Source organism: Azospirillum sp. Marseille-Q6669, from assembly GCF_965111635.1.
This window is the reverse complement of sequence record NZ_CBCOOP010000001.1, coordinates 2,057,477-2,081,849: the sequence shown is the minus strand read 5'-3', so window position 1 is coordinate 2,081,849 and position 24,373 is coordinate 2,057,477. Positions and strand designations below refer to the sequence as shown.

Sequence of the window (24,373 nt, the reverse complement as noted above, 5' to 3'; positions counted from 1 at the left end):
AAGGGGTCCGGCATGGTCGCTCCGGAGGCTTGTTCATACAAATCAGTGCGTTAGGGAAGAGCCGGAAGTTGGCATCGTCCTTGCTTACCCGAATGGCAACGATTTTTGCCCTTCCGTTTGGAGATCCCTGGCCATGAGCATCTTCGGTTCGATGACCACCGCCGTCCTCGGCCTGAGCGCGCAGTCGAAGGCCCTCGGTCACATCTCTGACAACATCGCCAACGCCTCGACGGTCGGCTACAAGCGGGTCAACACGGCGTTCGAGACGCTGGTGCTGCAATCCAACGAGCGGTTGCACGCGCCGGGCGGCGTGACGGCGGCACCGGTCTTCATGAACAACATCCAGGGCAACCTGACCCAGGTGCAGAGCCCGACCAACGCCGCCATCCAGGGCCAGGGCTTCTTCAGCGTGTCCAAGCTCAGCCGCGGCCTGACCGGCCCCGGCCAGCAGGGCGAGACGGTGCAGACCCAGACCGGCACGCTGAACGCCGACAACGTCTATTACACCCGCGTCGGCGACTTCGAACTGGACAAGAACCGCTATCTGGTGAACAGCGCCGGCTTCGCGCTGAACGGCTGGATCGTCGACGACGTGACCGGCCAGTTGAAGAAGGACGTGGTGCAGCCGCTCCAGGTCAACACCCTGACCGACAAGCCGCAGTCGACCAACAGCATCACGCTGGGCGCCAACCTGCCGGCCACCCCGACGCCGGGCGTGCCGATCCCGTCCTCCAGCATCCAGGTCTACGACACCCAGGGCAACGCCCGGACCATCCAGTTCAACTGGCGCCAGGACGCCGCCAACGCGTGGCGCCTGGGCATCGACGCGCCGGGCAGCTCGACTCAGCCGGTCGCCGGCTCCTTCACCGGCGGCGCCGCCTCCATGGCGGCGGGCAGCCAAGTGTCCGGCGTGACCCCGGTGGCCCAGGTCAGCCAAGTGCTGGTCAACGGCACGACCTCCGTGCCGTCCTCGTCGGTCACCGTCAGCGGACGCACCAACTACTATCCGGACAACACGTCGCAGGACAACATCCGGGTCGGCGACACCTACACCCTGAACATCAACGGCAGCGCCCCTATCACAGTCGCGGTGACCGCCGCAAACATCGCGAGCTTCTCGAGCTTCACGGACGTGGCAAACGCGCTGGCCAGCGCCGTCAACGCGATGGTGCCCGCCCCCTACACCGCTGAGATTGACAGCAGCGACCCGCGTAAGATTCTGGTGAAGAAGCTGGACGGTTCTCCGGTTGAGGTCAGCGGCAGCTTCTCGAACGCAGCGCCGCAGCTCAGCACGGTCAGCGGTCCCTCGACCAACCTGACAGGCTCGGTCAGCGGCGACCAACGCAGCACATTCACCTTCTCCACCGCCGCGATCGACGTGGGCGACGAGTTCCGCATCACCGTAGCGGGCAAGGAGTTCAAGACGCGCGTCACCTCGGCCAACATCGGCGCGCTGGGCAACATCAACGGCGTGGTCGCCGATCTGGCAAGCCAGATCAACGGCGCCGTACCGCCGCTGGGCATCAACGCCCTGATCGGCACGGCCACAGTCCCGGCGGGCACGGCCAACCAGCTCGTGCTGGACGGCACGGTCGCAACGCAGACCTTCACGGCCACCTATGGCGTGACCAACGCGGACAGCCGCAAGAACAACATCACGACCTCCAGCCCGGTGGACTACACGGCGGCCACGATGACCCCCATCCAGGTCGCCACCGCCGCTCTGCCCGAGATCACCCAGGTTACCTTTCCCACGGCGGCGACCCTGAAAGTGCCGGACCAGTACATCGTCAACGTGCTGGGCACCGAGTTCAAGACCACGGTCTCCTACTCCAACATCAACGCGCTGAGCGACATGAAGGGCGTCGTCAACGATCTGATGACGCAGATCAACAACGCCGGCCTTGCCGTGGGCGCCACGGTCAACGCCGCAGGTGATCTGGTCCTGACCGGTACGACGAACGGCACGGCCCTGAACGTCAGCGGCAACAAGCTGGACATCACCGCCACCGACAATGTGCGGGTGGGCGACAGCTACACCGTGCGGGTGGACGGCGTACCCTACGCGGTCTCGGTGACCGCCGACAACATCCTGACCATGGGGACCTACGGCGGCATCGCCAACGCGCTGGCGGCCCAGATCAATTCGGCCCGGCCCCAGGCGCCGGTCATCGCGTCGGTGGTGAATTCGCAGTTGCAGGTCACCGCCCGCAACCCCGGCACGCCCTTCAAGATCGACCAGGAATACACCTCGGGCGCGGCCTCCAACAACCAGGTGAACGGCCCGACGATCAGCGCGCCGACGGACTCGCGCGGCCAGCGTCAGGAATTCTCCTACCCGCAGACGCAGATCGACATCGGCGACGTCTATTCGGTGTCGATCGACGGCACGCCGATCTCGGTGAAGGTGGACAAGTCCAACTACGGCAACTTCCAGGACATCAACGGCGTCCTTCAGGAATTGGCCAACCGCGTCAACGCCGCCAACCTGAACGTCGTCGCCACATCGACCGGCGGCCGGCTGACCCTCACCCACAACACCTCGACCACCGGCAAGTTCGAGGCGAAGGCCAGCATCCAGAACGCCACCGGCAGTTCCGGCACGCTGACCGCCTCCACCACCACCTCCAACGTGGCGGGGGTGCGGCAGTCGGAATCGGTGACGCTGACCGGCACGCCGGGCGACAAGGACGCAGAATACACGGTCATCGTCAACGGCTCGCCGATCACCTACCGAACGACGGGTGAGGAAACCTCGATGGAGACCATCGCGGCCAGCCTTGCCAATCTGGTGAACAAGAACACCTCCTTGCCGGTGACGGCCAGCGCCGAGGGCAGCGTGCTGAAGCTCGTCGCCAAGTCGGCGAGCGGCACTGTGGCCGACCAGTTCACGCTGGAAACCGCCGCCCAGGCCGGCACCACCCCCGCGCACGTCCTGCTGAACTTCGGCACCGATCCCGGCAACGTCGGCACCATCACCAGCGTCAGCACGGCGAAGGTCGGCACCGGCACGGCGGTGACCTCCGCCAACCAGGGGCTGGGAGCGGACGCCAACGTGACCTTCACGGTGGACTACGGCTTCGGCCCGCAGCAGATCACGCTGAACCTCGGCCAGATCGGCAAGTCGGGCGGCGTCACCCAGTTCGCCGGCAGCGAGATCAACGTGCGCGAGCTGGTGCAGGACGGCGCCTCGCGCGGCCAGTACAAGGAGGTGGTCTACGGCGACAACGGCGACGTGATCGTGAACTACGACAACGGCCGCAGCCGCACCATCGGGCGCATCCCGGTGGTCACCTTCAACAGCCCCAACGCGCTCCAGCGCGAGGCGGGCGGCGTCTACATCGAGACGGACGAAGGCGGCCGGCCGAACTTCAACGACCCCGACACCAACGGCGCCGGCGCGGTGGTCGCGAACAGCGTGGAGTCCTCCAACGTGGACATCGCGGACGAGTTCACCAAGCTGATCGTCACCCAGCGCACCTACTCCGCCAACACCAAGATCGTCACGACCTCCGACGAGATGCTTCAGGAAGTCCTCGGGCTGAAGCGCTAGGCGCGGTCCTGATCCAGCGGGCGGGCCGCGTGACCCGCGGCCCGCCCGGTCAACAGCAGACCGCTTTCCCCGTAGACGAAAGGTCCAACGGCCATGTCCCTCTTCGGCGCCCTCGGCAGCGCGACGGCCAGCCTCCGTGCGGTCCAGGCCCAGGTGAAGCTGGTCTCGGACAACGTCGCCCGCGCCGACGACCCCACCCGCACCCGGCACACCGTGTCGAACGTGCTGGATTCCAACGGGTTCGTCCTCACCTCCCAGTACCGCCGCGAGGTCGATTCCGCCCTGCTCAGCCAGGTGCAGGATCTGACCGCGCGCGAGGGCTCGTCGGCCACCAAATCGTCCTACATGCAGCAGTTGGGCGACCTGCTGCGCACGACCAGCGGCAAGCCGCAGTTGAACCAGTACGCCGAAGCCTTCCAGACCGCCTGGAAGGCGGTGGAAACCTCCCCGGAAAGCGAGGTCGCGCAGTACCAGCTGATCCAGGCCGCCGACACCTTCGCGCGCGAGATCAATCGCGTGTCCCAGGGCGTGGAGGACATGGACCGCGAGATCCAGGGGGACCTCGGCCAGTCGGTCGGCGAGGTGAACCGGCTGCTGAAGGAAATCGAAAGCATCAACAACAATATCGTGTCGCTTCAGGGTTACGGCTCGGCCGGCAACGAGGTGGCCGACAAGCGCGACGGGCTGATCCGCGAGCTGAGCACCTATGTCGGCGTGCGCACGATGAACCGCCCGGACGGCCGCATCGCCGTCTTCACCCCCACGGGGCTGGCCCTGGTCGACAGCCAGGCGGCAAATCTTTCCTACGAGGGCGGCAATATCAACCTGACGGTGGGCAATCAAGTCACCAACGTCAACCAGCACCTGAAGGAAGGCAAGGTCGCCGCGCTGATGAACCTGCGGGCCGACGGCTCCACCGCCAACCCGCCGCAGGCGGCCAGCGCCGACCCCACCACCGAGGTGATCCGCAAACTGCGCTCGCAGCTCGACGCCTACGCGCAGATGTTCACCGGCTCCACCAAGCCGGGCGAGCCCACCAGCTTCCGCGACGCCTACGATCAGGCCAAGACGGTCCCGGGCGAGGAAGGCACGCAGTTCTTCATGGGCAACGACCGCTTCACCATCCACGTGAACGAAAACCTGCTGAACAACACCAAGAAGCTGAAGAGCGCGGCCGTCAAGGACGTGGTCACGGCGCTCAGCGCGACGGGCCGCAGCTTCCAGGCCGACGGACTGAAGCTGGAGGGCGCGTCCTTCAGTTCCATCACCAGCAACATCACCGGCGGCTGGATGTCCGCGGCCAAGACCGCGATGGACAAGTCCTCGTTGGACAAGGACTCCCGCCAGATCCTGGAGGAGCGCTACCACGCGACGACCGGCGTCAACATCGACGAGGAAATCGCGAATCTGCAGCAGCTCCAGACCTCCTACGCCGCGTCGGCACGGGTCATGCAAGTGGCCAACACGATGTTTGACGCGCTGGAGGCGATCGTCCGATGAGCTCCGTCACTCAAGTCAGCAGCTACGCCAAGTATCTTGGCCTGGTTCGCAACCTGACCAACGGCCAGAACAAGGTGGACACGCTCTCGGAGCAGTTGACCACCGGGAAGAAATCCACCGACCTGAACGCCTACGGGGCCGAGACGCAGAAGCTGCTCGCCCTGCGCGCCGAGCTGACCCAGCGCGAGTCCTACGTCCAGAACATCAACACCGCGTCGCCACGCGTCAAGGCGACCGACACGGTGCTGAACAGCCTGGAGAAGCTGGCCACGGATTGGCAGAGCAGCAACCTGATGCCGTTCCAGCCGGGGCCGGCCACCGTCACCTCCCCCTTCAACAGCAATCCCGACGCGCTGAAGCTGACGGTCAACGGCGACAAGTCCACCTTCACCCAGAACGCCCGCTACACCGTGACCTCCATCCCCTCGAAGGATGGCGTCAACGGCTCGTTCGACGTGACGGTGACTGACGGGCTGGGCGGCAAGACCACCCGCACCATCAATCTGAAGACCGTGCCCCCCAGCGACGGCGGCGGCTACAACTTCAAGATCGATGGCGGCCCCGGCGAAGGCGCGGTCCTGAACCTCAGCTTCGACCAGCTCACCGCGGCGTCGAGCAGCACCTTCAACGTGAGCTGGCCGCAGGCCAACGACATGCGCGACCGGGTCGAGGGCGCGCTGCGCGACATCCAGCAGCTTCTGAACGAGCAGTTCGGCGACCGCTACCTGTTCGCTGGCTCGCGCTACGGCACGGAGCCGGTCGGCGACCTGCTGGCCCAGCCGCAGTCCACCCGCGTGACGCTGAACGGGTCGATGGTCAACGCCGACGACTACTTCGAGGTGTCGATCGACGGCAAGCCCTTCGGCTATCAGGTCCAGCCGGGCGATCCGAAGACCGTCACCTTCGTGGCCAGCACGCTCAACAGCCTGATCCAGTCGGCCAACCCGAAGCTGCCGATCATCGCCGCCGCCGCCAACGGCGTCATCTCGCTGATCAGCGAGGACCCGAGCCAGAAGTTCGACGTGAAGGCGCGCGTCCAGAACTCGATGAGCATCGACAATTCGATGACAGCGCCGACCACCACCCAGGCGGCCACCCTGCCGGCGCCCGCCGGCACCGGGCTGAAGCAGATCGACAGCTTCGCGCTGACCGGCGATGGCGTGGACATCGGCGACACCTACGAGATCAACGTCACCGTCGGCGACCCGGACGATCCCTTCAACCGGAAATACTACTCGGAACATCCGGACGAGCCCGAGGACCTGCCGCCCTATCAGCAATACACGGTCCGCTACACGGTCACGGAGAAGGACTACAACAACGGCGTCACCGACGTGTCGAAGGTGGCCGACATGCTGCGCGCCGAGTTCGGGAAGACCAGCCCGGTGCCGCCGGTGAGCATCGACGCCGCCGGCAACGGATCGACCGTCCAGTTGACCAGCAACACCACGATGGACCCCAATCATCCGTCGCGCGTGCAGCAGTTCACCACCTCGGTGAGGGCGGTCAATGGCCAGATCGACAACACCATCTCGGTCGCCACCCTGCCGTCGCAGGCCGACGCCCTGACCGACCTGCCCTATGTGGACCCGCCGGACCTGCCCTTCTACGATTCCGAATACATGTCGAACCGGAAGAACAGCAAGGCGTGGGACAAGGCGGCGGTCACCATCGACGACGGCCAGACTCTGACCTACGGCGTCACCAGCGACGACCGCGCCTTCCAGAAGCTGGTCGCCGCCTTCCGCATGGCCCACGTCGCCGCGTCCAATCCCGGCAAGTACGAGGAGTACATCACCAAGTCGAGGGAGCTGATGGCCCAGGCCAAGGACGAGGTGCGCTCGGTCCACTCCAAGGTGGCGTCCGACCTCGCGACGCTGGAGGAGAAGAAGACCGCCCACACCACCGCCTCGGCAACGGTGGTCGAGCGCATCGCCGGCATCGAAGGCATCGACGAGACCGAGGTGGCGGCCCGCCTGCGCACCTCCATGAACGCCCTGGAGGCTGCCTACACGGTTGCCGGTCAGCGCCAGAAGCTGTCATTGCTGAATTACATCGCCTGAAGCGGCGATGGCTCCCTCCCCTGCGACGAGGGGAGGGTACGGCCGCCAAACAAAAAACCGGCGCCCCAAAGGGCGCCGGTTTTTCTTTTGAAGCGCGTGGACCTCAGATCGAGATCCGCAGCGACTGGCGCGGCGGCTGGCCATCCGGAGCGGAAACCGGCGGAGCCATCGGGGCGCGCGCCGCCTGCGGAGCCGGTGCCGGCTGGCCCTGGACGGGCGCATCGGGGCGGGCGGTCAGGCCGCTGGCCACCGAGCGGTTGATGCTGATGAGAGTCTCCAGCTTCGACACGTCAAGGTCGATCAGCCGGGCCATGGTCTCGCGGTCGACCAGCAGCGACAGGGCGGCGATGTTGGTCCGCACCTCCGGCGGGTGGCCGCAATCCTCCTCGGTCATCGCGGCCTGGAAAATCGTCCACAGTCGCTGGTTCAATTGCAGGGCACCGCGGAGCGTCTCTTCGTTCACGGGGCTGCGCCCGGCATCGATCAGGCGTCGCGACGCCTCCGCCAAAGCCCAGGCCTCGACATCGCGGGGATTGTCGGAGGTCGGCTTGTTCGCGTATGTCGGTGTCGGCTTCATTCCAAACCCTCGGGACAGGCCGCCGGACAGAGCAATGCTGAATCAGGTCCGGGCCAAATGGATTGTCAGCGATCCTTCAATCCTTGTCAACTTTAGGGACCTGTCTCCGGTGATTTGCAAGGATTTGTCACGACTTCGCGGCAGTCCGGCATTAGAGGGACCGGCATTGTCGTGTTCGGCGTCGCCGCTTCCAGCAGTTCTCCCGCCGCCAGTTCGACCGCTTCCACGGAAATGCCGTCCATCAGGCCGGTGGCCTGCGGATCGGCCTTCTGACGGGCCAGGAGCTCGGACCGCGGAACCCGGCTGATCACGGTGCGCGCCGCCACGCCCCAAGGGCCGTAGGTCTCGGGAAAACCCGGCCCGAAGAGGCCGACGGTTGGCGTGCCGGCGGCGGCGGCGATGTGCATCAGCCCGGAATCGTTGCCGATGTAGAGCGCCGCCCGGCGCACGCAGGCCGCCGCGGCCATCGGGTCGGTGCGCCCGGTCAGGTCGATGGCCCGTTCGCCCAGCGCCTCCAGGACCGGTCGGGCGCGTTCGCGTTCCGGACCGGCGGCGAGGACGGCGACGCGCCGGCCGGACAGCCGGCCGCCGGGTCCGGTCAGCCGCATTGCAAGTTCGGCGAAGCGGTCCGCCGGCCACTCCTTGCCGGTCCAGTTCGCGGTCGGGCCGATCGCCAGGAACGGCTCCGCGCCGCCGGGAAGCAGCCGGTCGGCCTCCGCCTCCGCCGCCGCGTCAATCCACAGGCGGGGCGACGGCGGCGGCGACAGGCTCAACACCTGCCCGATCTCCTCCACCTTGTGGAAATGCGGGGCGCGGGCGTGGAAGAACCGGCGTTTCGCCAGCACCAGACGGCCGACCGCAGAGTTGCGCAGATCCACCACCAGATCCCAGCGTGTGCCGACGCAGGCCCGCCACAGGTCGACCCAATGCCGCGCCCAGGCCCGCTTCGGCATGGGGATCAGCCGCTCCAGCCCCGGAACGGAACGGAACAGGGGTGCCGGCAGCGGGCCGCAGGCGATGGTCAGCGCGGCGTCCGGATGCCGTTCGCTCAGATGGGCCAGCAGGCCGGTGGAGAGGACAGCATCGCCCAGCCGGTTGGAGGTGATGAACAGGATGCGCAAGAGCCGGCCCGCCTCCTCAGCCCGCCGCCGCTTCGCTGCCGGGCGGCACGCGCCGCCGCAGGTTGCGCGACAGGATCCAGGCCGCCGGCGCCAGGGCCGCCACCGGCAGAACATACATCAGCGGCACCAGCACGGTCACCTTGGCGGCGAGGCTGGACAGGCCGAGGACGGCGGACTGGATCGCCATCACGACCAGAACCGCGGTGGTCACGCGCACCGACTGGCCACGGCGGTTGAATTCGCCCGACAGCAGGCAGGCCAGCGCCACCATGGTGTAGGCCAGCGCCAGCAGGGGCGAGGACAGGCGGTGGTGCAGTTCCGCCAGCAGGTCCCGCATCATCTTCGGGTCCTCCGCCATCTGGGGCGACGGGTGCAGCAACTCGTCGGTGGAGCGTTCGCGGGCGTCCGGATAACGCTCGGCATTTGCGCTGCTCAGCACCTTCAGGTCCACGGCGTAGCGTTCGAAGAAAAGCTGGGACAGCCGGTTGGTCTTGCGGTCAAGCTCCTGCCGGTTGCCGTTGAAGACGACGAAGCGCGCGCCCTCCGACCCAGTCAGCATCACCGCCCGCTCGCCCATGATCGTCACCGGCTTCTCCGGGACCCGCCCGTCATGGATGATCACGTTGTGCAGATTGGCGTCGCTGTCGCGCTCGCGCACGAAGACGCTGAAGCGGTCGCCCACCTCGTTGAAGACGCCTTCGCGCAGGAACAGCTGCGAATAGTCGCTGCGCACGGCGTATTCCATGCGCACCAACTCCTGGTGGGCAGCGGGCGTCAGCCACAGGTTCAGCACATAGACGACCACCGTCACACCGAAGGCCAGCAGCATCGCCGGCGCCGCCAGGGCGAAGGGACCGACGCCGGCGGCGCGCATCACCACCAGTTCGCTGTCGGTCGCCAAGCGGTTGTAGGTGAACAGCACCGCCCCGACCAGCGCCAGCGGCAGCACGATGCCGAGGAAGGTCGGCACCGTCAGGACGAGCAGCCACAGGAACACCCGCATCGGCGCCCCGGCTTCCACCACCATCTCGATCAGCCGCAAGGACTGGCTCAGCCAGATCGTCAGGGTCAGGCCGGCCGTGGAATAGAGAAGGGCGATCAGAAGATTGCGGAAGAGATAGCGTTGCAGTCGGTTCATGTGCATGCGTCACGGGGGAGCCCGGCGAGAAGCTGACGGGCTCGGGCGTCCGGGTCAAGTCCTGATCTGGAAACAGACCCGGCGCACCGAACTTTTGCTCCCCGACACGCCGTCCGCCGCGTCAGGCGGTGCGCACCGCCGACAGGAACACCTCCACTTTGCTGCGCAGCCCGTCCGCCTGATCGGACAGCGATCCGGCGGCCTCCAGCACGTTGCGGGCGGCGCTGCCGGTCTCGCTGGCCGCCCGGTTCACGTCGGCGATGTTGGAGGTGACGTCCTGCGTGCCGACCGCCGCCTGCTGGATGTTCCGGGCGATCTCCCGCGTCGCCGCCTGCTGCTGCTCCACCGCCGCGGCGATGGTCGAGGCGACCTCGCTGATTCGCCCGATGGTGCCCATCACGTCGCCGATCGAGGCCACCGCCCCCTCGGTCTCGCTGCGGACGGAGACGATCTTCGCGGCGATCTCGTCGGTGGCGCGGGTGGTCTGGTCGGCCAGCGCCTTCACCTCCGCCGCCACGACGGCGAAGCCTTTGCCCATCTCGCCGGCCCGCGCCGCCTCGATGGTGGCGTTCAGCGCCAGCAGCCGGGTCTGCGAGGCCACCTGGGTGATCAGGTCGATCACCGCGACGATCTCTGCCGAGGCGGAGGCGAGGCTGCGCATCGCCTGATCGGCGCGCTCAGCCTTGTGCACCGCCTCGTCGGCGATGGCCGTGCTGCTGGCGACCTGCCGCCCGATCTCCTGCACTGAGGCGGCCAGCTCCTCCGTGGCGGTGGCGACGGTCTGCACGTTGGCGCTCGCCTGCTCCGACGCGCCGGCCACGGTCACCGACTGGCGGGTGGTCTGCTCGGCCGTGGCGGCGAGCTGGCTGGCCGTCGCCTTCATCTGCACCGCGGCGGCGGAAACGGAGCCGAGCACGGCCGCCGCCTCGCGGTCGAAACGGCCGGTCAGCTCCTCGATGGCGCGGGCGCGCCGGGCGCGGACGTCCTGCTCCGCATGCTCGCGCGCGGCGGCCTCCCGCGCGGCGATCATGTTGTCCTTGAAGACCAGCACGGCCTTGGCCATCTGGCCGATCTCGTCGCCCCGCCCGGTGGCCGGCACAGGGGTCGCGGAGTCGCCATCGGCCAGCCGGCGCATCGCCTCGGTCATGGCGCCCAGCGGCCGCACGATGGAGCGCGAGGTCAGCAGGATCGCCGCCGCAGCGATCAGCAGCCCCAGGGTCAGCAGAACCGCCTGGATCATCACCAGACGGTCGGCGCCCTGGATCATCCCCTCCGTGTCGGCCTGCAGCAGGGCGCGCTGGCGCGGGATCAGGCCGCTGGCGTCGTTGGAGCGGGCGTCGCCGACCAGCAGGCTCATCACCTGGTTGGCGCGCGGGATCGCGTCGTCGTTCAGCGAGTTCAGCGCCCCCATCTGGTCGCCGATGGTGCCCAGCGATTCCGCCATGTCCTGATCGCGGCGCAGATGGTCGAGCAGCGGCTTCACCGCGTCCCAGGTGGCCCGCACCTGCGGATCGGTCCAGCGCGGCGACAGGCCGTCCATCTCCTGGCGCAGGGCGTCGATGCGGTCCCAGGCGACGTTGCGCTCCTGCTTCAGGTCCTCGCGGTTGGTCAGCAGATAGCCCTGCATGGCCGCGTTGGTCGCGGTGACGGACGCGACGATGCCCTGCCCGGCCAGCGCCGTCGGCATGCGGACATCGGCCACCAGACGGCTGAGCGTCTTCCCGTTGTCGGTCAGCAGCAGGCCGGTGCCGACCGTCACCACCAGCACCGCGATCACCGCCGCGAAGCCGATGGACAGCCGCTGGCCAATCCGCAGATTGCCGAGTGCCTTCATTCGTTCCTCCCGTGCAGCACCCTTTTCGGACGCTTGTTTTCTCGACCAGACGTTGCCGTGTCGGTCGTTGCCCTTATCTAGGAACGAATGATGGGCCAACAAACATTAAAGGAGTGTTTCCAGCGGTGAGGCCGCCTGTTGCGAACACCCGGTCAAATATCCTCGGCACCCAGGTAGGATTCGATCACCTTGGGGTTCTCTACAATTTCCGAGGGCAATCCGTCGGCGATCTTCTCTCCGTGGTCCAGAACGACCACCTGGTCGGACAGGGCCATCACGGCCCGCATCACATGCTCGATCATCAGGATCGTCATGCCCTCGCGCCGGTTCAAGTCGCGCAGCACCTCAACCATGCGGTCGACCTCGGTCGGGCGCAGGCCGGCCAGCACCTCGTCCAGCAGCAGAAGGATCGGGCGGGTGGCGAGCGCGCGGGCGACCTCCAGCCGCTTGCGGTCCGGCAGGGTCAGGCTGCGCGCCGGGCGGTTGGCCTGATCGGCCAGCCCCAGCCGGTCCAGCACCCGCCGGGCCTGGTCGCGCGCCGCCGCGACCGACCGTTCGCGGGCCAGCGCGCCGACGATCACGTTCTCCTCGACCGACAGCTGCCCGAAGGGCTTGACGATCTGGAAGGTCCGGCCGATGCCCGCCGTACAAATCTGGTTGGGCTTCAGCCCGGTGATCGGTGCGCCCTTCAGATGCACCCGCCCCTCGTCGGGCGGGAAGACCCCGGCGATCAGGTTGAAGGTGGTCGTCTTGCCGGCGCCGTTCGGGCCGATCAGCGCGACGATCCGGCCCTCCGGCACGGAGAAGCCGACGTTGGAAACGGCCTTCAGCCCGCGGAACCGCTTGGACAGGCCCTCGACCTCCAGAAGTCCCGCCATCACGCGTCCTCCCCAGGGCGGCGGACGAGGCCAAGCCGGGCGGCCAGCCACGGCCACACCCCGTCCGGGCGGTAGACGACGATCACCACCAGCGCCACCCCGTAGAACAGCTGCTTCAGGCCCGGCAGGTCGAAGCCGGTCACCTCGATCAGGAAGGTCAGCAGCTCGCCCAGCGGGGTCAGGATGAAGGCCCCGAGGATCGGCCCGATCAGCGTGCCGATGCCGCCGACGATGGCCGGCAGGATGATCTCGATGGAGCGGCCCATGGAGAAGACCTGCTCGGGGAACAGGTTGTTGAAGTAGAAGGCCTGGAACACCCCGCCCAGCGCCGTCAGGGCGGAGGACACGGCCACCGCCGCGATGCGGGCGCGGAACAGGTCGACGCCGACCGCCTCCGCCGCCTCCGGCTCCTCGCGCACGGCCAGCCACTGGTAGCCGAGGCGGCTGTGCAGCAGGACCCGCGACAGGGCCAGCGCCACCAGCACCAGCGCCAGGATCACGTAGTAGAACAGTTCCGGCGAGCCGCGCAGGTTCAGCACGTCGTTGCCGGCGTCGCCCGCCACCGGGATGAAGAAGCCGCCCGAGCCGCCGAACCATTGCAGATGGTCGAAGCCGATGCGCGCGACCTCGGCGAAGGCGATGGTCAGCAGCGCGAAATGCACGCCGCGCACGCCGAAGCGGAAGCCCAGGAAACCGATAAAGCAACCGGCGGCTGTCGCCGCCAGCATGGCCACCCACATGCCCGCCCAGGGACCGATCCCGAAATGCACGAACAGCGCCGCGCTGGCGTAGGCCCCCAGCCCGACATAGAGCGCGTGGCCCAGCGACAGCAGGCCGGAGAAGCCCATCATCACGTTCCACGCCTGCCCGACATAGGCGAACCACAGCACCGTGGTCAGCACCGACAGGACGTAACGGTCGGCGATCATCGGCGCGCCCAGCAGCAGCGCGCCGCACAGCGCCAGAAGGACGATCCCGCGCCCCGTCACGACCGTTTCCCCAGCAGGCCCTGCGGGCGCAGCAGCAACACCACGATCAGCACACCATAGCTGAAGAGGGATTTGAGCGAGGGGTCCAGCAGGAAGCCGGCCATCGCCTCCGAAAAGCCGATCAGCATGCCGCCCAGCAGAGCGCCCGGCAGGCTGCCCAGCCCGCCGACGATGACGATGATGAAGCTCAGCAGCGTGTATTCCGGCGCAAGTTGCGGCCGGGAGTCGACCAGCAGAGTCATCAGCGCCCCGGCGATGCCCACCACCCCGGCGCCGATGCCGAAGGTCAGCGCGTAGAGCCCGTCGATGTTCAGCCCGACGACGCGGGCGCCCAGCGGGTTGTCGGCGCAGGCGCGGATGGCCTTGCCGGTGCGGCTGAAGCGGAAGAAGGCGAACAGCGCCACCGTCACCACGATCGCACCGGCCCCGGCGCGCAGCCGCACCGCGTCGAGCAGCAGCGGCCCGATCTCCACCGTGTCGAAGCTGTAGGGCACCATGACGTTGCGCGAATCCGGCCCGAACAGCATCAGCATGGCGTTCAGGATGATCGTCGCAATGCCCAGCAGCAGGATGAACTGCATGTGCTCGGGCCGCTCCACGAAGCGGTTGACCAGCCCGCGCTGGAGCAGCCAGCCGAAGGCGAATAGCACCGCCGCCACGATGGGCGCCGCCAGGATCGGGTCGAGCCCGAGAACGCCGGCCAGCAGCACGGCGCCATACATGCCGGCGACCATCATCTCGCCATGCGCGAAATTGACCACGCGCACGACGCCGAAGATGACCGACAGGCCAAGCGCCGCCAGCCCGTAGACCAGTCCGGTCAGCAGGCCCGATGCGGCGATGTTCAGGTAATAGTCAAACGGCATGCATCATTCGCCCTTGGGAGAGCCCCGGATGGCCAAGCCTGAGCGGCGTAGCAGTCCTTCGTAGTCGTGACAAGTTTCCTGTGCGGATCAGGTGGCGCTCAGCGGCGCTTTGCCTCCTCCAGACGGGCGCTCAGGGCGTCGCGCAGGCAGGCCTCCGCGGCGGCGGCGACTGCCGGGTCCTCCTCCATGCCGCGGCGGACCCAGCAGCGGGCGGTGATGCGGTCGTCGAAGCGGCGCTCCTCCTGGAGCAGCGCGTAGGCCGCAGCGTCGCGGCGCTCCGCCGGCAGGGCGGCGAGGTGGCGCTGGTGCAGCCCGCGCGCTCTCCCGTCCAGCGCGGCGAGGTCCGGCACCGTGCAGATCATCCGGCGCAGCGGCGCGCCGGCCGTGGCGCAGCGCGGATCGGCCAGGATGGGGAGCGGCGGAGGCGCAACCTTCGGAAGCGGGGACGGTGGCGGGGTGGGTGTTGGGACAGCCGCCGGAACGGTAACCGAAATTTTGGGTTGCGGTGCTGGGACGACGGCGAGCCCGGAGACGACTCGGACGGGGGTTCCGACCGGCACCATCTCGAACAGGGCGGCGATGTCGGCAGGCAGCATGCGGAAGCAGCCGCCGCTGGCCCGGCGGCCCACCGAATCCGGCTCGTTGGTGCCGTGGATGGCGATGGCCGTCCAGCCGAGGTCGAGCGCGAACTTGCCCAGCGGGTTGGACGGCCCCGGCGGCACCGACACCGGCAACGCCGGATTCTCCCGACGCTGGTTGGCGGTGGGGTGCCAGGTCGGGTTCCGCCGCTTGCGCAGGACCCGGCTGACGCCCAGCGGAATCGTCACGCCGGGCCGTCCGATGGCGACCGGGAAGGAGCGCGGCGGGCGGCCCTCCTCCAGCAGATGAAGCCGGCGCTCCGTCAGGCTGATGACGATTCGCCGCGCCGGAGTCACCCCGGCGGTTTCGGAGGTGGTGTCGGCATCCTGCGCGCAAACGCCGCCAGGCGAAGCGAGCGCGAGGGCAATCGCCAGGGTTGCCGTTGGGACAAGATGCCACAAGAATGTCGCGGTGCGCTGCATGGGAAAAGTTCAGCGCATCCGCCCTAAAAGCGCGTAAACATGCCGTCAGGGACCAAGCAGCAGGAACGCCGACCATGGACACCATCGAACAGACGCTGGCCGTTGCGACCGAACACCACCGCGCCGGCCGCACCACGGAGGCGGAACGCCTGTACCGCGAGGTGCTGGCGGCGTCGCCCGGCCATCCGGACGCGTTGCACCTGCTCGGCGTCGTCGCTCTGCAAGGCGGTCGTCCGGCGGAGGCGGTGGACCTGATCGGACAGGCGGTGGCCGGCGACCCGACCTCGCCCCTGCTGCACGCCAATCTCGGCCACGCCCTGCACGCCACCGGCCAGACCCGCGATGCGGCGTTGAGCTTCGCCCGCGCCCTGACCCTGCTGACCAACGAGGGCGAAGGCTGGGGCAACGTCAGCGCGCTGGCCGGGCTGATCCGCCGCTACGACGACGAGACCCGCCGCGCCGCGGCCGCCGAGGTCGACGCGGCGTACGCCATGGGCGACGTGATGCGCCGCCATTCGCTGCTGTTCCTGCTCGACGGCGACGTCGCTCATTACGAGGCGCTGACGGACGCCGTCCTGGAAGACCCGATGCGCTTCACCGTGCCATCGATCCATTACGCCTTCTGGGGCATGGCGATGCAGCTGTTCCAGGGCGCGGCTCGGTCCGGCGATGCCGGTGCCTTCCACACCGGGAACCTCACCGACTACTACCGCCTCATGGTGGACGAGACGGCGCTGCGTTTTCACCTGCGCCGCCGCATGAAGCGCGCCACGCCGCGTGGAGAGGTCAGGCGGATCGCCCTGATCACCAACCAGATGCTCGGCGCCGGGCACCAGCCCACCGCGGACGCCTTCGACTTCGCCCGCCGCCTGCAGGACGAGTTCGGGCGCGAGGTGGTCATCATCAACCCGAACGCCATGGCGATCACCGGCGAGAACGGCTTCGTCCCTGAATACGCCTACAACATCACCGAGGAGTATGAGGGGGAGCAGGTCATCGCCGCCTTCGGCGCGCAGGTCCGCATGATGTCCTTCCCACAGAAGCGCTTCGACGAGGAGAAGGTGAACGCCATCGTCGACTATGTGGACGGCTTCGATCCCGACGTCATCGTCGCCTTCGGCGGGTCCAACGTGGTGGCCGACCTGTTCTCCGGCGCGCGCCCGGTGATCTGCCTGCCGACCTCCTCCGGCCTGCCGCTGTCCATGGCCCGGCTGGTCCTGGGCTATGGCGAGGCCGACACCACCCAAGGCTGGCCGGCAGACATGGCGGAGCGTTTCCGCCCCTTCTCCTTCGGCTGGACCCTGCCGCCCACCGGACCGGAGCGCAGCCGCGCCGATTTCGGCCTTCCCGAAGCCGGGCCGGATGGCGGACCGCTGTTCCTCGTGGTCGGCAACCGCCTGGACCAGGAGGCCGGGCCGGAGTTCCTGGCGCTGGCAGATTCGCTGCTCGACCGCCTGCCGGAGGCCCGCATCGCCGTCGCCGGCGGCGTGGAATCGCTGCCGCAGCGGATCGCCGCCCTGCGCAACGCCGACCGCGTCCACACGCTGGGCGACGTCGAGGATGTGCGGGCGCTGCACCGCCTCGCCACCGCCTATCTGAACCCGCGCCGTCAGGGCGGCGGCGGCAGCGCGGCGTTCGCGCTGGCCGACGGGGTTCCGGTGGTGACCATCGCGGCGGGTGACGTGGCGACCGTGGCCGGACCGGCCTTCACGGTGGCCGACGAGGCGGCCTTCCTGGAGCGCGCCGCCGCGCTGGCGAGCGACGCGGCCTTCCGCGACCGGCAGTCCGCCGAGGCCCGCGCCCGCTTCGCCGCGGCCGGCGACCGCCGCGCGTCGGTGGAACGGCTGCTGGCCTACGGGCTCGAAGCCCAGACGGCATAACGGCAAAGGGAGGAGACGCGGCCCCTTGTGACCGCATCTCCTCCCGCCTCACGCTCTCTCGATCAGGCGCGCTTGCCCCAGCCCGGCATCGGGAACACCGGATCCATCTCCGCCGAGCCCTTGGGCAGGACCACGGTCGGACGCAGGTTGCGGTTCTGCAGGCAGGCGGACACGAGCTGGGTGTTCTGCCCCTTCTCGTCGAAGGTGATGGCCGGGCCGACCATCATCTTGTCCTTCAGGTTGGTCTGGCGCAGCGCCTCCAGCAGGGTGGCCGGCTCCGCGGTGCCGGCGCGCTTGAAGGCGTCGGCGGCGACCAGGATTGCCTCCAGCGTGAAGGCGACGTTGAAGGCGTAACCCTCGAAACGGTCGTTCGGATACTGCTTCTTGAAGGCCGCCTCGACGCGCTTGGTCAGCTCCGCCTTGGGATCGTACCAGGGCAGGTTGGTGATGGCGTAGTCGGCGTACTTGCCCAGCACCTTATAGAACTGCTCGTCATACAGGCCGGGCGAGCCGGGGGAGACGATGCCCTTGGGCTCCCAGCGCTGCTTGACCATCTCGCGCACCAGCATGATGGCGTCGTTGGCGCGGGTGGTGACGATGGCGAGTTCGGCGCCGGTCGCCTTGGCCTTGGCCACCTCGACCGCGAGGTCCTGGGCCTTGGGGTCGTAGGAGATGCTGTCGACGATGCCGAAAGGCATGTCCAGCTTCGGGAACAGGGCGTCCATCGCCTGCTTGTTCGCCATGCCGAAGGTGTCGTTGGCGTGCAGGAACACCGCCGTCTTCGGGGTGACGCCGCTGACCGCGAACAGGTCCTTCATCAGCGCCAGCCCGTTGCTGACGAGCATGGTGGAGGTCGGGAAGTTGCGGAAGACGGTCTTGTAGCCCTGCTCGGTCAGGCGGTCGGCGGCGGCGATGTTCATCACCAGGGGCACGCCGCGCTGTTCGCAGACCTGGGCGGCGGCGGCGGTCTGGCCGCTGTCGAAGGCGCCGACGATGACGTTCGCACCGTCGTTGATCAGCTTCTCGGCGCGCGAGCGGGCGACGTCCACGTTCGATTCGGTGTCGGCGGACAGGATCTCGACCTTGTAGCCGAGTTCGCCGAGGATGGCCGGCGCGATCTCGGCGCCGCGCTGGCAGGCCTGGCCCGCCTGGGCGAGCAGGCCGGAGCGGGGCAGCAGCACGCCCACCTTCAGCGCGGCGCCCTGCGCGAAGGCCGGCGCCCGGCCGAAGGCGGCGAGCACGCCGGCCGAGAGGGCGACCGAGGCCGCGGCGGTGCCGAACTGACGGCGGGTGAGTCCTCCCGTGGACCCATTCTTGCTGATGCGATGATCGTTCATTATCGGGTGTTTCCCTGAGGCGTGGTCCCGGAGCGGATGATTTCCCCGCAATTGCCTTTGTGTCAAAGTGGAATCCACCGGAAGGCGACACACGGACGAAACGGACCCCACCGAATGGCGACCATCGAGGAGGCGCTCGGCATCGCGCTCGACCATCTGAAGGCCGGGCGGCAGGCCGAGGCGATGGACCTGTACGGGCGAATCCTGGACGCCGATCCCGACAACCCGGACGCGCTGCACCGGCTGGGCCTGCTCGCCGCGCTGGGCGGCGACCGGGAGCGCGGCATGGCGATGATCGCGCGTTCGGTGGAGCGGGACGGCGGGGACGCCGACGCGCACTTCAATCTCGGCGCCCTGCTCCACGTCGCCTGGCGGACGGAGGAGGCGATCGCCGCCTACCGCCGGGCGCTGGCGCTGCGCCCCGATTTTCCGGACGCCGAATATCACCTGAGCGAGGCCCTGCAGGCCATCGGCCGCATCGGAGAGGCGCTGGAAGTGCTGGACGCGCTGCTGGCCCGCCACCCGCATTTCGTCCCCGGCTGGCGGCAGAAGGGCGACATCGAGGCCGATCTCGGCCGCCCCGGCGCCGCGGTGTCCTTCTACGAGATGGCGCTTGCCATCGACCCGCGGGACGAAGGGGCGCGGGAGCGACTGGCCGCGCAGGCCGCTGCCTACCGCGCCCGCCGGGCGATCCTCGACGGGGCCGGGCCGGACGGGCGCCTGGACCTGCGCGACGTCACCGTCCTGGTCCCCTTCCGTGCCGACAGCGCCGACCGCAAGCGCAACCTGCGCTGGATCGTCTCCTTCCTCCTCAAGCACGCCGACACCACCGTCCTGATCGGCGAGGACAAGGCCGGGCCGAGCGACGTCGCCGACGCGCTGGGGCCGGAATTGGCCGCCCGCTGCCGGCACCTGCATCTGACCGGCAACGACACACCCTTCACCCACAAGGCCCACCTGCTCAACCGCATGGTCGAGGCGGCGGAGACCCCCATCGTCGCCCTGCACGACACTGACGTCGTGGTCGATCCCGTGCAATACGCGCTGGCCCGCGACGCGGTGCGCGGCGGGGCGGTCATGGCCTTTCCCTACAACGGGCTGTTCTTCTGGATTCTGGGGCGGGAGGTCCACCGCTTCGGCCACACGCTATCGGCCGCGCCGCTGAACGCGGTCTGCCCGCGCTTCCCGCTGATGCACCGCGATTCGCCGGGCGGCGGCGCCTTCTTCGACCGGTCGGCGCTGCTGGCGGCGGGCGGCTACAACGAACGCTTCGTCTCCTGGGGCTATGAGGACGACGAGATCGTGGTGCGGCTGCGCCGGCTGGGCCTGCGGGTCGAGCGGGTGCCCGGGCCGCTCTACCATCTGGAGCACGCGCGGCCCGAGAACTCCACCGACCGGAACCCCTTCATCGACGCCAACAAGGCCGAGCTGGAGCGCATCCAGGCCATGGACGCCGCCGCGCTGCGCGCCGACATCGCCGCCGGCCGCCTGCGCCGGCCGCTGTTCTCCAACGCCGGGTAGGAAGGGAGCCGGTCAGCCGGCCTTGTCCGCAGCGAACTGGTCGAACGCCTCCGTCGCCATGGCGGCGTACATCACCGACGGGCCGGCCCCCATGTAGATCGCCATGCCCAGGGTCTCCATCACCTCCTCCCGGCTGGCGCCCTGCTGGACGGCGGCCTGGGCGTGGAAGGCGACGCAAGCGTCGCAGCGCGTCGCCACGCCCATGGCCAGCGCGATCAGCTCCTTCGTCTTGGTGTCCAGCGCCTTGGCTTCCAGCGCCGCCCTGGCGATGGCGGAGAAGCCCTTCATCACCTCGGGAGCGCCGCCGCGCAGCTCCCGCACCGCGCCGGACATGTCCCTCGCCATCTGCGGCCAATCCTTCACCATGGCTCCGACTCCCTTTCTAATTTAGATCTTTCTAATGTATAGAAATCACGTTGTGCCGCAAAGGGAAATGGGGAGCAACCCTGCCCTGCCCGCTGTTTCGGTGTGGCTCTCCTCACCATGCCAGCGACCGATCATGCCTCTGCGCTCCGCGCCCCCTCTCGCCGACAAGGACCCCTTCGACATCGACGAGGCGTTCCGGCGCCTGCGTCAGGCCGTGGCCGGACGCCCGAAGGCCGCGATGTTCGCGCTGCGCGACCGCGGCTACGGCAGCCCCTTCGAGCAGCTGGTCGGCAGCCTGATCTCCGCGCGGACGCGCGACGAGACGACCATCGTGGTGTGCGAGCGGCTGTTCGCGGTGGCGCGCACGCCGCAGCAGATGGTCGCCCTGACGCCGGAGGAGCTGACCCGCCTGCTTGATGGCGCGACCTTCCCCGAGCCGAAGGCCCGCGACATCCGGGCGCTGTCCCGCCGCATCATCACGGAGCACGACGGCGAGGTTCCCGATACGCCGGACGCCCTGATGGCCTTCCACGGAGTCGGCCCGAAGATCGCGGCGCTGACCCTGGCGGTCGGCTTCGGCATTCCGGCGGTGGCGGTGGACGTGCATGTGCACCGGATCGTCAACCGCTGGGGCTTCGTCGCCGCCCCGACGCCGGAGCGCACCATGGTCGCGCTGATGGAGCTGCTGCCCCGCCATTACTGGGTGGAGATCAACGAGCGGCTGGTGCCCTTCGGCAAGTGGATCTGCACCGGCGACCGCCCGCGCTGCTCGACCTGCGCCATGCTGTCCATGTGCCGGCAGGTGGGGGTGACGACCCATCGCTGAGGCGGCGCAGCCCCCAGCTGCCACACTTCGCCGCAGGTCGCGACAATCGGTTGCGATTCATCGCGGTTTTTCTCCATTTTCGACACACCGCCACAGATATGCAGCCAAAGTCTTTTCAAGACCACGGCATGGAGCGCACGCGATGATCGTGAGAAACCGTTTGCCAACGGTGGCCATCCTTCGCACCGCCCTGGCCGCCGCCGCGCTCCTCGCCCTGGCCGGCGGGGCCTCCGCGCAGGACAAGCCAGCGGCGCCGGGGCCAATCGTCAAGACCCTGCTTCAGGCCACGACCACCGCGGACGGCAAGGCCTTCGCCTACCCGGACGGGAAACCTCTGGTGACGGCGCGGCTGGTCGAACTGCCGCCCGGCGGTGAGATCATCCGCCACCGGCACGCTGTTTCGCCGTTCATCCACATCCTGGAGGGCGAGTTGACCATCGCCAGCGACAGCATGCCGACGCAGGTCTACAAGGCCGGCGATTCCTACATCGAGCAGGCGGCGTGGCACAGCGGCCGCAACCTGAGCGACAAGCCGGTGCGGCTGCTGTCGGTCTATCCCAGCGCGGAGGGCGTCGCCCTGTCCGAACGCCCGCAATAGACCCGTTCCCCAGGCCGGAGCGCGGCGGTTTGATTCACGTCATCGCGGGGAGCGGCGAAGCTCGGCCATGGTCGCCACCCCTCCGTTGCCCATTCCACCCAGGAACCCCGCGATGATCCTCTACGCCCTGCGCTGCGCCTGCGGCCACGAATTCGAACAGTGGTTCAAGAACATGGCCGATTACGACACCCGCAAGGCCTACGGCCTGTCCTGCCCGTCCTGCGGCGGGACCGAGGTGTCGAAGGCGATCATGGCGCCGCGCGTCGGCGCATCCAAGCCGTCGCCCGCGCCGATGCCCGCCTGCAACCCGTCCGGCTGTGGCAACGCCATGTGTCCGATGTCGCAGATGGCCTGAGAAGACGGCGTCCTACCGCCGTCCGCGTCCGCCGCTGCTGAGCGGCGGCAGGGCGCCGGTGGTCAGCTCCTCCCGACGGCGGCCGCTGCCGAAGCTCGGCTCGCGGCGCTGGTCGCGCGGGCCGTCGTTGCGCGGCGCCGGCCGCGAGGCGTTGGCCCGCCCGCTGCGCCACCACGCGAAGCCGATGCCGAGCACCGTCGCCCCGATCACCCCCATCACCCCATAGCGGGCGCCGTTGGCGGCCCAGCCCGGCAGCATCGATCCACTGTCCGGCGGCGCCTCGACCACCGGCACCGGCTGACCGGACGGCGTGGTCGCGGTAACGCTGGCCCGCGGCGCGGCTTGCGGCACAGGCCCCTGTGAAGACGCCGTGGCGGAGGTGGCGGGGACCGACGACGCGGGGGCGCCAGACGGGCCGCCCGACGAAGAACTGCTGCTGGTCACGGGTGGGCCGGCGCTGAACTGCGCGCCGCCGCCGACGCTGCCCGTCCCGCTGTCGATCCGCTGGGTGGGAGCGGCGCGGGGCACCACCTCGCGCTGCGGCTCGCGCGGCGCTTGGCCGGGACCGCCGCCGCCGACCTTCTGCTGGGCGAGGTTCCCGACCGTCGCGGGGGCCTTGCCCTCCCGCTCGCCCATCATCTTGGCGATGGTCGCCTTGTCGAGCTGGTTGGTCACCGGCAGACCATGGGCGGCCTGATACTTGCCGAGCGCCGCCTTCGTCTCGGCGTGCATCTGGCCGTTGGCCCGCCCGCCGATGTTGTAGCCCTTGTCCTTCAGGATGGTCTGGGCCCATTGGATGTCCGCCGTCGATTGCGCCCGGACCGGAGCGCCCGCCAGCAGACCCGCCGCCAGAACCGGCACCACCACAGCCAACGCGACCGCGCGGCGCGCGCGGTGCGAACCACCCGTCATGACCATCCTCCGTCCGAAACGCCAACCGACCGTCGCCCGTCCACTATCGTGGATGCGCGATCGTGTTACCAGATTGCGGCGGATTTCCGGGCGCGATTTTTGTGCGCCTGCGTTGCGGCGGCATCAGGTCCCCTCCCCCTTGACGCCCCCGGAAGGACCGGCCCATTCCCCATCCGTTAACCGATGCGTACGCAAAAACGTGGTATAGATCCACACATGGCGCCTTGCGGGGCGCTTTGCGGGAGGCCATGGCATGGCGACCTTGAGACACGCGATCCTGGCGGGCGGCACGCTGATGCTGGCGGCTTGCGGCAGCACCCCGGCCTACCGGGAGTGGACGGCAACGGAGACCACGGCGACCGCCGCCTATGATGAATGCATCGAGCAGGTGGACAACACCATGCGCCTGCGCGGCTATCCCTACCGCCCGCTGCCGGAAACGCCGCAATTCCGCTACCGCAAGGAAATCTTCGCCCTGTGCATGCGGCGCAAGGGCTACACGGCGGACGATTGAGCCCTCGTCACGGCCCCGGCAGTCCGTAGCGCAGATACAGCACCCCGCCGATCAGCAGCCCGGCCAGCACGACCGCGGCGTAGAATTTCAGGGGCAGCGGCACCTTCTCCCGCCGCCGCGGCCTCTTGGCCGCGGTCCTGGCCGTGGCGGAACGGGGCGCCGCCCTCGCCGGACCGGCTTGCCGGCCCGCCCCGGCCGCTCCCCCCTGGTTCGGGTCGTGCAACTCGATGAGCTTCCAGTTGAACTCGATCCCGTCGCCGCCGGCCCCGGCGTTGTGGTCGAGCTGGATCAGGCGGAAATAGGCGCGCGGGTTCACCCGCACCATCAGGTTGAAGCGGGCGCGGGCGTGGTCGAGATCCTCCCCGACTTCCAGCGTCTTCCAGCCCTTGCCGCGCGCCTTCTGGATGGCGAAGCGCGTCGGCTGGCCAGCGGCGACAGGCGCCATGATCGCAACCTCATCCTCTTACGCCGGGTCCCTTACGCC

Annotated in this window: 21 protein-coding genes; 9 read left to right on the top strand and 12 right to left on the bottom strand. The window is 68.7% G+C overall.

What is annotated here, in order from left to right; genetic code table 11:
• The first annotated feature begins 133 nt into the window (after positions 1–133).
• The 3 genes from ACWPXE_RS09175 (at position 134) to ACWPXE_RS09165 (ending at position 7,116) form a co-directional block, all read left to right on the top strand.
• A complete protein-coding gene (locus ACWPXE_RS09175) occupies positions 134–3,553 on the top strand; it encodes a flagellar hook-basal body complex protein (RefSeq protein WP_454017560.1) in 3,420 nt (1,139 codons plus the stop codon).
• 93 nt (positions 3,554–3,646) lie between these two features.
• Positions 3,647–5,053, top strand: coding sequence for a flagellar hook-associated protein FlgK (gene flgK / locus ACWPXE_RS09170; protein ID WP_454017559.1), 1,407 nt, complete (start codon positions 3,647–3,649; stop codon positions 5,051–5,053).
• Entirely contained in the window at positions 5,050–7,116 is a 2,067-nt protein-coding gene (locus ACWPXE_RS09165) for a flagellin N-terminal helical domain-containing protein (protein ID WP_454017558.1), read from the top strand. The genes flgK and ACWPXE_RS09165 overlap by 4 nt, the downstream gene beginning before the upstream one ends.
• 103 nt (positions 7,117–7,219) lie before the next feature.
• On the opposite strand, the gene ACWPXE_RS09160 is transcribed toward ACWPXE_RS09165, so the two are convergent.
• The 8 genes from ACWPXE_RS09160 to ACWPXE_RS09125 all read right to left on the bottom strand — a co-directional run bounded on the left by ACWPXE_RS09160 (position 7,220) and on the right by ACWPXE_RS09125 (position 15,580).
• Complete coding sequence (locus ACWPXE_RS09160; protein WP_454017557.1) at positions 7,220–7,693, bottom strand: flagellar biosynthesis regulator FlaF; 474 nt, start codon at positions 7,691–7,693, stop codon at positions 7,220–7,222.
• A gap of 92 nt (positions 7,694–7,785) precedes the next feature.
• The gene (locus ACWPXE_RS09155; RefSeq protein ID WP_454017556.1) at positions 7,786–8,814 is read right to left on the bottom strand and encodes a glycosyltransferase family 9 protein; all 1,029 of its coding nucleotides are present in this window, start codon (positions 8,812–8,814) and stop codon (positions 7,786–7,788) included.
• A 16-nt stretch (positions 8,815–8,830) separates the two neighbouring features.
• Positions 8,831–9,952, bottom strand: a complete 1,122-nt coding sequence (gene lptF, locus ACWPXE_RS09150) for an LPS export ABC transporter permease LptF (RefSeq protein ID WP_454017555.1) — start codon at positions 9,950–9,952, stop codon at positions 8,831–8,833.
• 121 nt (positions 9,953–10,073) lie between these two features.
• Complete coding sequence (locus ACWPXE_RS09145; protein WP_454017554.1) at positions 10,074–11,786, bottom strand: methyl-accepting chemotaxis protein; 1,713 nt, start codon at positions 11,784–11,786, stop codon at positions 10,074–10,076.
• A gap of 152 nt (positions 11,787–11,938) precedes the next feature.
• Positions 11,939–12,664, bottom strand: coding sequence for an ABC transporter ATP-binding protein (locus ACWPXE_RS09140; RefSeq protein WP_454017553.1), 726 nt, complete (start codon positions 12,662–12,664; stop codon positions 11,939–11,941).
• Positions 12,664–13,653, bottom strand: a complete 990-nt coding sequence (locus ACWPXE_RS09135) for a branched-chain amino acid ABC transporter permease (RefSeq protein ID WP_454017552.1) — start codon at positions 13,651–13,653, stop codon at positions 12,664–12,666. The genes ACWPXE_RS09140 and ACWPXE_RS09135 overlap by 1 nt, the downstream gene beginning before the upstream one ends.
• The gene (locus ACWPXE_RS09130; protein ID WP_454017551.1) at positions 13,650–14,519 is read right to left on the bottom strand and encodes a branched-chain amino acid ABC transporter permease; all 870 of its coding nucleotides are present in this window, start codon (positions 14,517–14,519) and stop codon (positions 13,650–13,652) included. The genes ACWPXE_RS09135 and ACWPXE_RS09130 overlap by 4 nt, the downstream gene beginning before the upstream one ends.
• Before the next feature lie 98 nt (positions 14,520–14,617).
• Complete coding sequence (locus ACWPXE_RS09125; RefSeq protein WP_454017550.1) at positions 14,618–15,580, bottom strand: L,D-transpeptidase family protein; 963 nt, start codon at positions 15,578–15,580, stop codon at positions 14,618–14,620.
• Between the two features lie 74 nt (positions 15,581–15,654).
• Here ACWPXE_RS09125 and ACWPXE_RS09120 point away from each other — a divergent pair, with 74 nt between their 5' ends.
• Positions 15,655–17,460, top strand: coding sequence for a tetratricopeptide repeat protein (locus tag ACWPXE_RS09120; protein WP_454017549.1), 1,806 nt, complete (start codon positions 15,655–15,657; stop codon positions 17,458–17,460).
• A 62-nt stretch (positions 17,461–17,522) separates the two neighbouring features.
• Here the strand turns inward: ACWPXE_RS09120 and ACWPXE_RS09115 are convergent, their stop codons facing one another.
• The gene (locus tag ACWPXE_RS09115; RefSeq protein WP_454017548.1) at positions 17,523–18,797 is read right to left on the bottom strand and encodes an ABC transporter substrate-binding protein; all 1,275 of its coding nucleotides are present in this window, start codon (positions 18,795–18,797) and stop codon (positions 17,523–17,525) included.
• A gap of 114 nt (positions 18,798–18,911) precedes the next feature.
• Here ACWPXE_RS09115 and ACWPXE_RS09110 point away from each other — a divergent pair, with 114 nt between their 5' ends.
• Positions 18,912–20,318 carry a tetratricopeptide repeat protein gene (locus ACWPXE_RS09110; RefSeq protein ID WP_454017547.1) on the top strand — a complete coding sequence of 469 codons (1,407 nt, stop codon included), beginning with the start codon at positions 18,912–18,914 and terminating at the stop codon, positions 20,316–20,318.
• Between the two features lie 12 nt (positions 20,319–20,330).
• Here the strand turns inward: ACWPXE_RS09110 and ACWPXE_RS09105 are convergent, their stop codons facing one another.
• Entirely contained in the window at positions 20,331–20,684 is a 354-nt protein-coding gene (locus ACWPXE_RS09105; protein WP_454017546.1) for a carboxymuconolactone decarboxylase family protein, read from the bottom strand.
• Between the two features lie 133 nt (positions 20,685–20,817).
• Here ACWPXE_RS09105 and ACWPXE_RS09100 point away from each other — a divergent pair, with 133 nt between their 5' ends.
• The 3 genes from ACWPXE_RS09100 to ACWPXE_RS09090 all read left to right on the top strand — a co-directional run bounded on the left by ACWPXE_RS09100 (position 20,818) and on the right by ACWPXE_RS09090 (position 22,463).
• Positions 20,818–21,510, top strand: a complete 693-nt coding sequence (locus ACWPXE_RS09100) for an endonuclease III domain-containing protein (protein WP_454017545.1) — start codon at positions 20,818–20,820, stop codon at positions 21,508–21,510.
• A gap of 142 nt (positions 21,511–21,652) precedes the next feature.
• On the top strand, positions 21,653–22,108 hold the full coding sequence (locus ACWPXE_RS09095) for a cupin domain-containing protein (RefSeq protein WP_454017544.1): 456 nt from the start codon (positions 21,653–21,655) through the stop codon (positions 22,106–22,108).
• A 112-nt stretch (positions 22,109–22,220) separates the two neighbouring features.
• Positions 22,221–22,463, top strand: coding sequence for a DUF1178 family protein (locus ACWPXE_RS09090; protein WP_454017543.1), 243 nt, complete (start codon positions 22,221–22,223; stop codon positions 22,461–22,463).
• Between the two features lie 12 nt (positions 22,464–22,475).
• Here the strand turns inward: ACWPXE_RS09090 and ACWPXE_RS09085 are convergent, their stop codons facing one another.
• Positions 22,476–23,375, bottom strand: coding sequence for a peptidoglycan-binding domain-containing protein (locus ACWPXE_RS09085; protein ID WP_454017542.1), 900 nt, complete (start codon positions 23,373–23,375; stop codon positions 22,476–22,478).
• A 253-nt stretch (positions 23,376–23,628) separates the two neighbouring features.
• Here ACWPXE_RS09085 and ACWPXE_RS09080 point away from each other — a divergent pair, with 253 nt between their 5' ends.
• Positions 23,629–23,889, top strand: coding sequence for a hypothetical protein (locus ACWPXE_RS09080; RefSeq protein ID WP_035677208.1), 261 nt, complete (start codon positions 23,629–23,631; stop codon positions 23,887–23,889).
• A 7-nt stretch (positions 23,890–23,896) separates the two neighbouring features.
• Here ACWPXE_RS09080 and ACWPXE_RS09075 read toward each other — a convergent pair whose 3' ends face one another.
• Positions 23,897–24,334, bottom strand: coding sequence for a hypothetical protein (locus ACWPXE_RS09075; RefSeq protein WP_454017541.1), 438 nt, complete (start codon positions 24,332–24,334; stop codon positions 23,897–23,899).
• Between the last annotated feature and the right edge of the window lie 39 nt (positions 24,335–24,373).

What these genes read in the sequence shown, in the direction of transcription:
- ACWPXE_RS09085 (WP_454017542.1), bottom strand. Translation starts at nt 23,375, where the DNA reads ATGACGGGTGGTTCGCACCGCGCGCGCCGCGCGGTCGCGTTGGCTGTG.
- ACWPXE_RS09165 (WP_454017558.1), top strand. Translation starts at nt 5,050, where the DNA reads ATGAGCTCCGTCACTCAAGTCAGCAGCTACGCCAAGTATCTTGGCCTG.
- ACWPXE_RS09120 (WP_454017549.1), top strand. Translation starts at nt 15,655, where the DNA reads ATGGACACCATCGAACAGACGCTGGCCGTTGCGACCGAACACCACCGC.
- ACWPXE_RS09125 (WP_454017550.1), bottom strand. Translation starts at nt 15,580, where the DNA reads ATGCAGCGCACCGCGACATTCTTGTGGCATCTTGTCCCAACGGCAACC.
- lptF (WP_454017555.1), bottom strand. Translation starts at nt 9,952, where the DNA reads ATGAACCGACTGCAACGCTATCTCTTCCGCAATCTTCTGATCGCCCTT.
- ACWPXE_RS09080 (WP_035677208.1), top strand. Translation starts at nt 23,629, where the DNA reads ATGGCGACCTTGAGACACGCGATCCTGGCGGGCGGCACGCTGATGCTG.
- ACWPXE_RS09160 (WP_454017557.1), bottom strand. Translation starts at nt 7,693, where the DNA reads ATGAAGCCGACACCGACATACGCGAACAAGCCGACCTCCGACAATCCC.
- ACWPXE_RS09075 (WP_454017541.1), bottom strand. Translation starts at nt 24,334, where the DNA reads ATGGCGCCTGTCGCCGCTGGCCAGCCGACGCGCTTCGCCATCCAGAAG.
- ACWPXE_RS09095 (WP_454017544.1), top strand. Translation starts at nt 21,653, where the DNA reads ATGATCGTGAGAAACCGTTTGCCAACGGTGGCCATCCTTCGCACCGCC.
- flgK (WP_454017559.1), top strand. Translation starts at nt 3,647, where the DNA reads ATGTCCCTCTTCGGCGCCCTCGGCAGCGCGACGGCCAGCCTCCGTGCG.
- ACWPXE_RS09115 (WP_454017548.1), bottom strand. Translation starts at nt 18,797, where the DNA reads ATGAACGATCATCGCATCAGCAAGAATGGGTCCACGGGAGGACTCACC.
- ACWPXE_RS09090 (WP_454017543.1), top strand. Translation starts at nt 22,221, where the DNA reads ATGATCCTCTACGCCCTGCGCTGCGCCTGCGGCCACGAATTCGAACAG.
- ACWPXE_RS09130 (WP_454017551.1), bottom strand. Translation starts at nt 14,519, where the DNA reads ATGCCGTTTGACTATTACCTGAACATCGCCGCATCGGGCCTGCTGACC.
- ACWPXE_RS09110 (WP_454017547.1), top strand. Translation starts at nt 18,912, where the DNA reads ATGGCGACCATCGAGGAGGCGCTCGGCATCGCGCTCGACCATCTGAAG.
- ACWPXE_RS09140 (WP_454017553.1), bottom strand. Translation starts at nt 12,664, where the DNA reads ATGGCGGGACTTCTGGAGGTCGAGGGCCTGTCCAAGCGGTTCCGCGGG.
- ACWPXE_RS09175 (WP_454017560.1), top strand. Translation starts at nt 134, where the DNA reads ATGAGCATCTTCGGTTCGATGACCACCGCCGTCCTCGGCCTGAGCGCG.
- ACWPXE_RS09100 (WP_454017545.1), top strand. Translation starts at nt 20,818, where the DNA reads ATGCCTCTGCGCTCCGCGCCCCCTCTCGCCGACAAGGACCCCTTCGAC.
- ACWPXE_RS09105 (WP_454017546.1), bottom strand. Translation starts at nt 20,684, where the DNA reads ATGGTGAAGGATTGGCCGCAGATGGCGAGGGACATGTCCGGCGCGGTG.
- ACWPXE_RS09145 (WP_454017554.1), bottom strand. Translation starts at nt 11,786, where the DNA reads ATGAAGGCACTCGGCAATCTGCGGATTGGCCAGCGGCTGTCCATCGGC.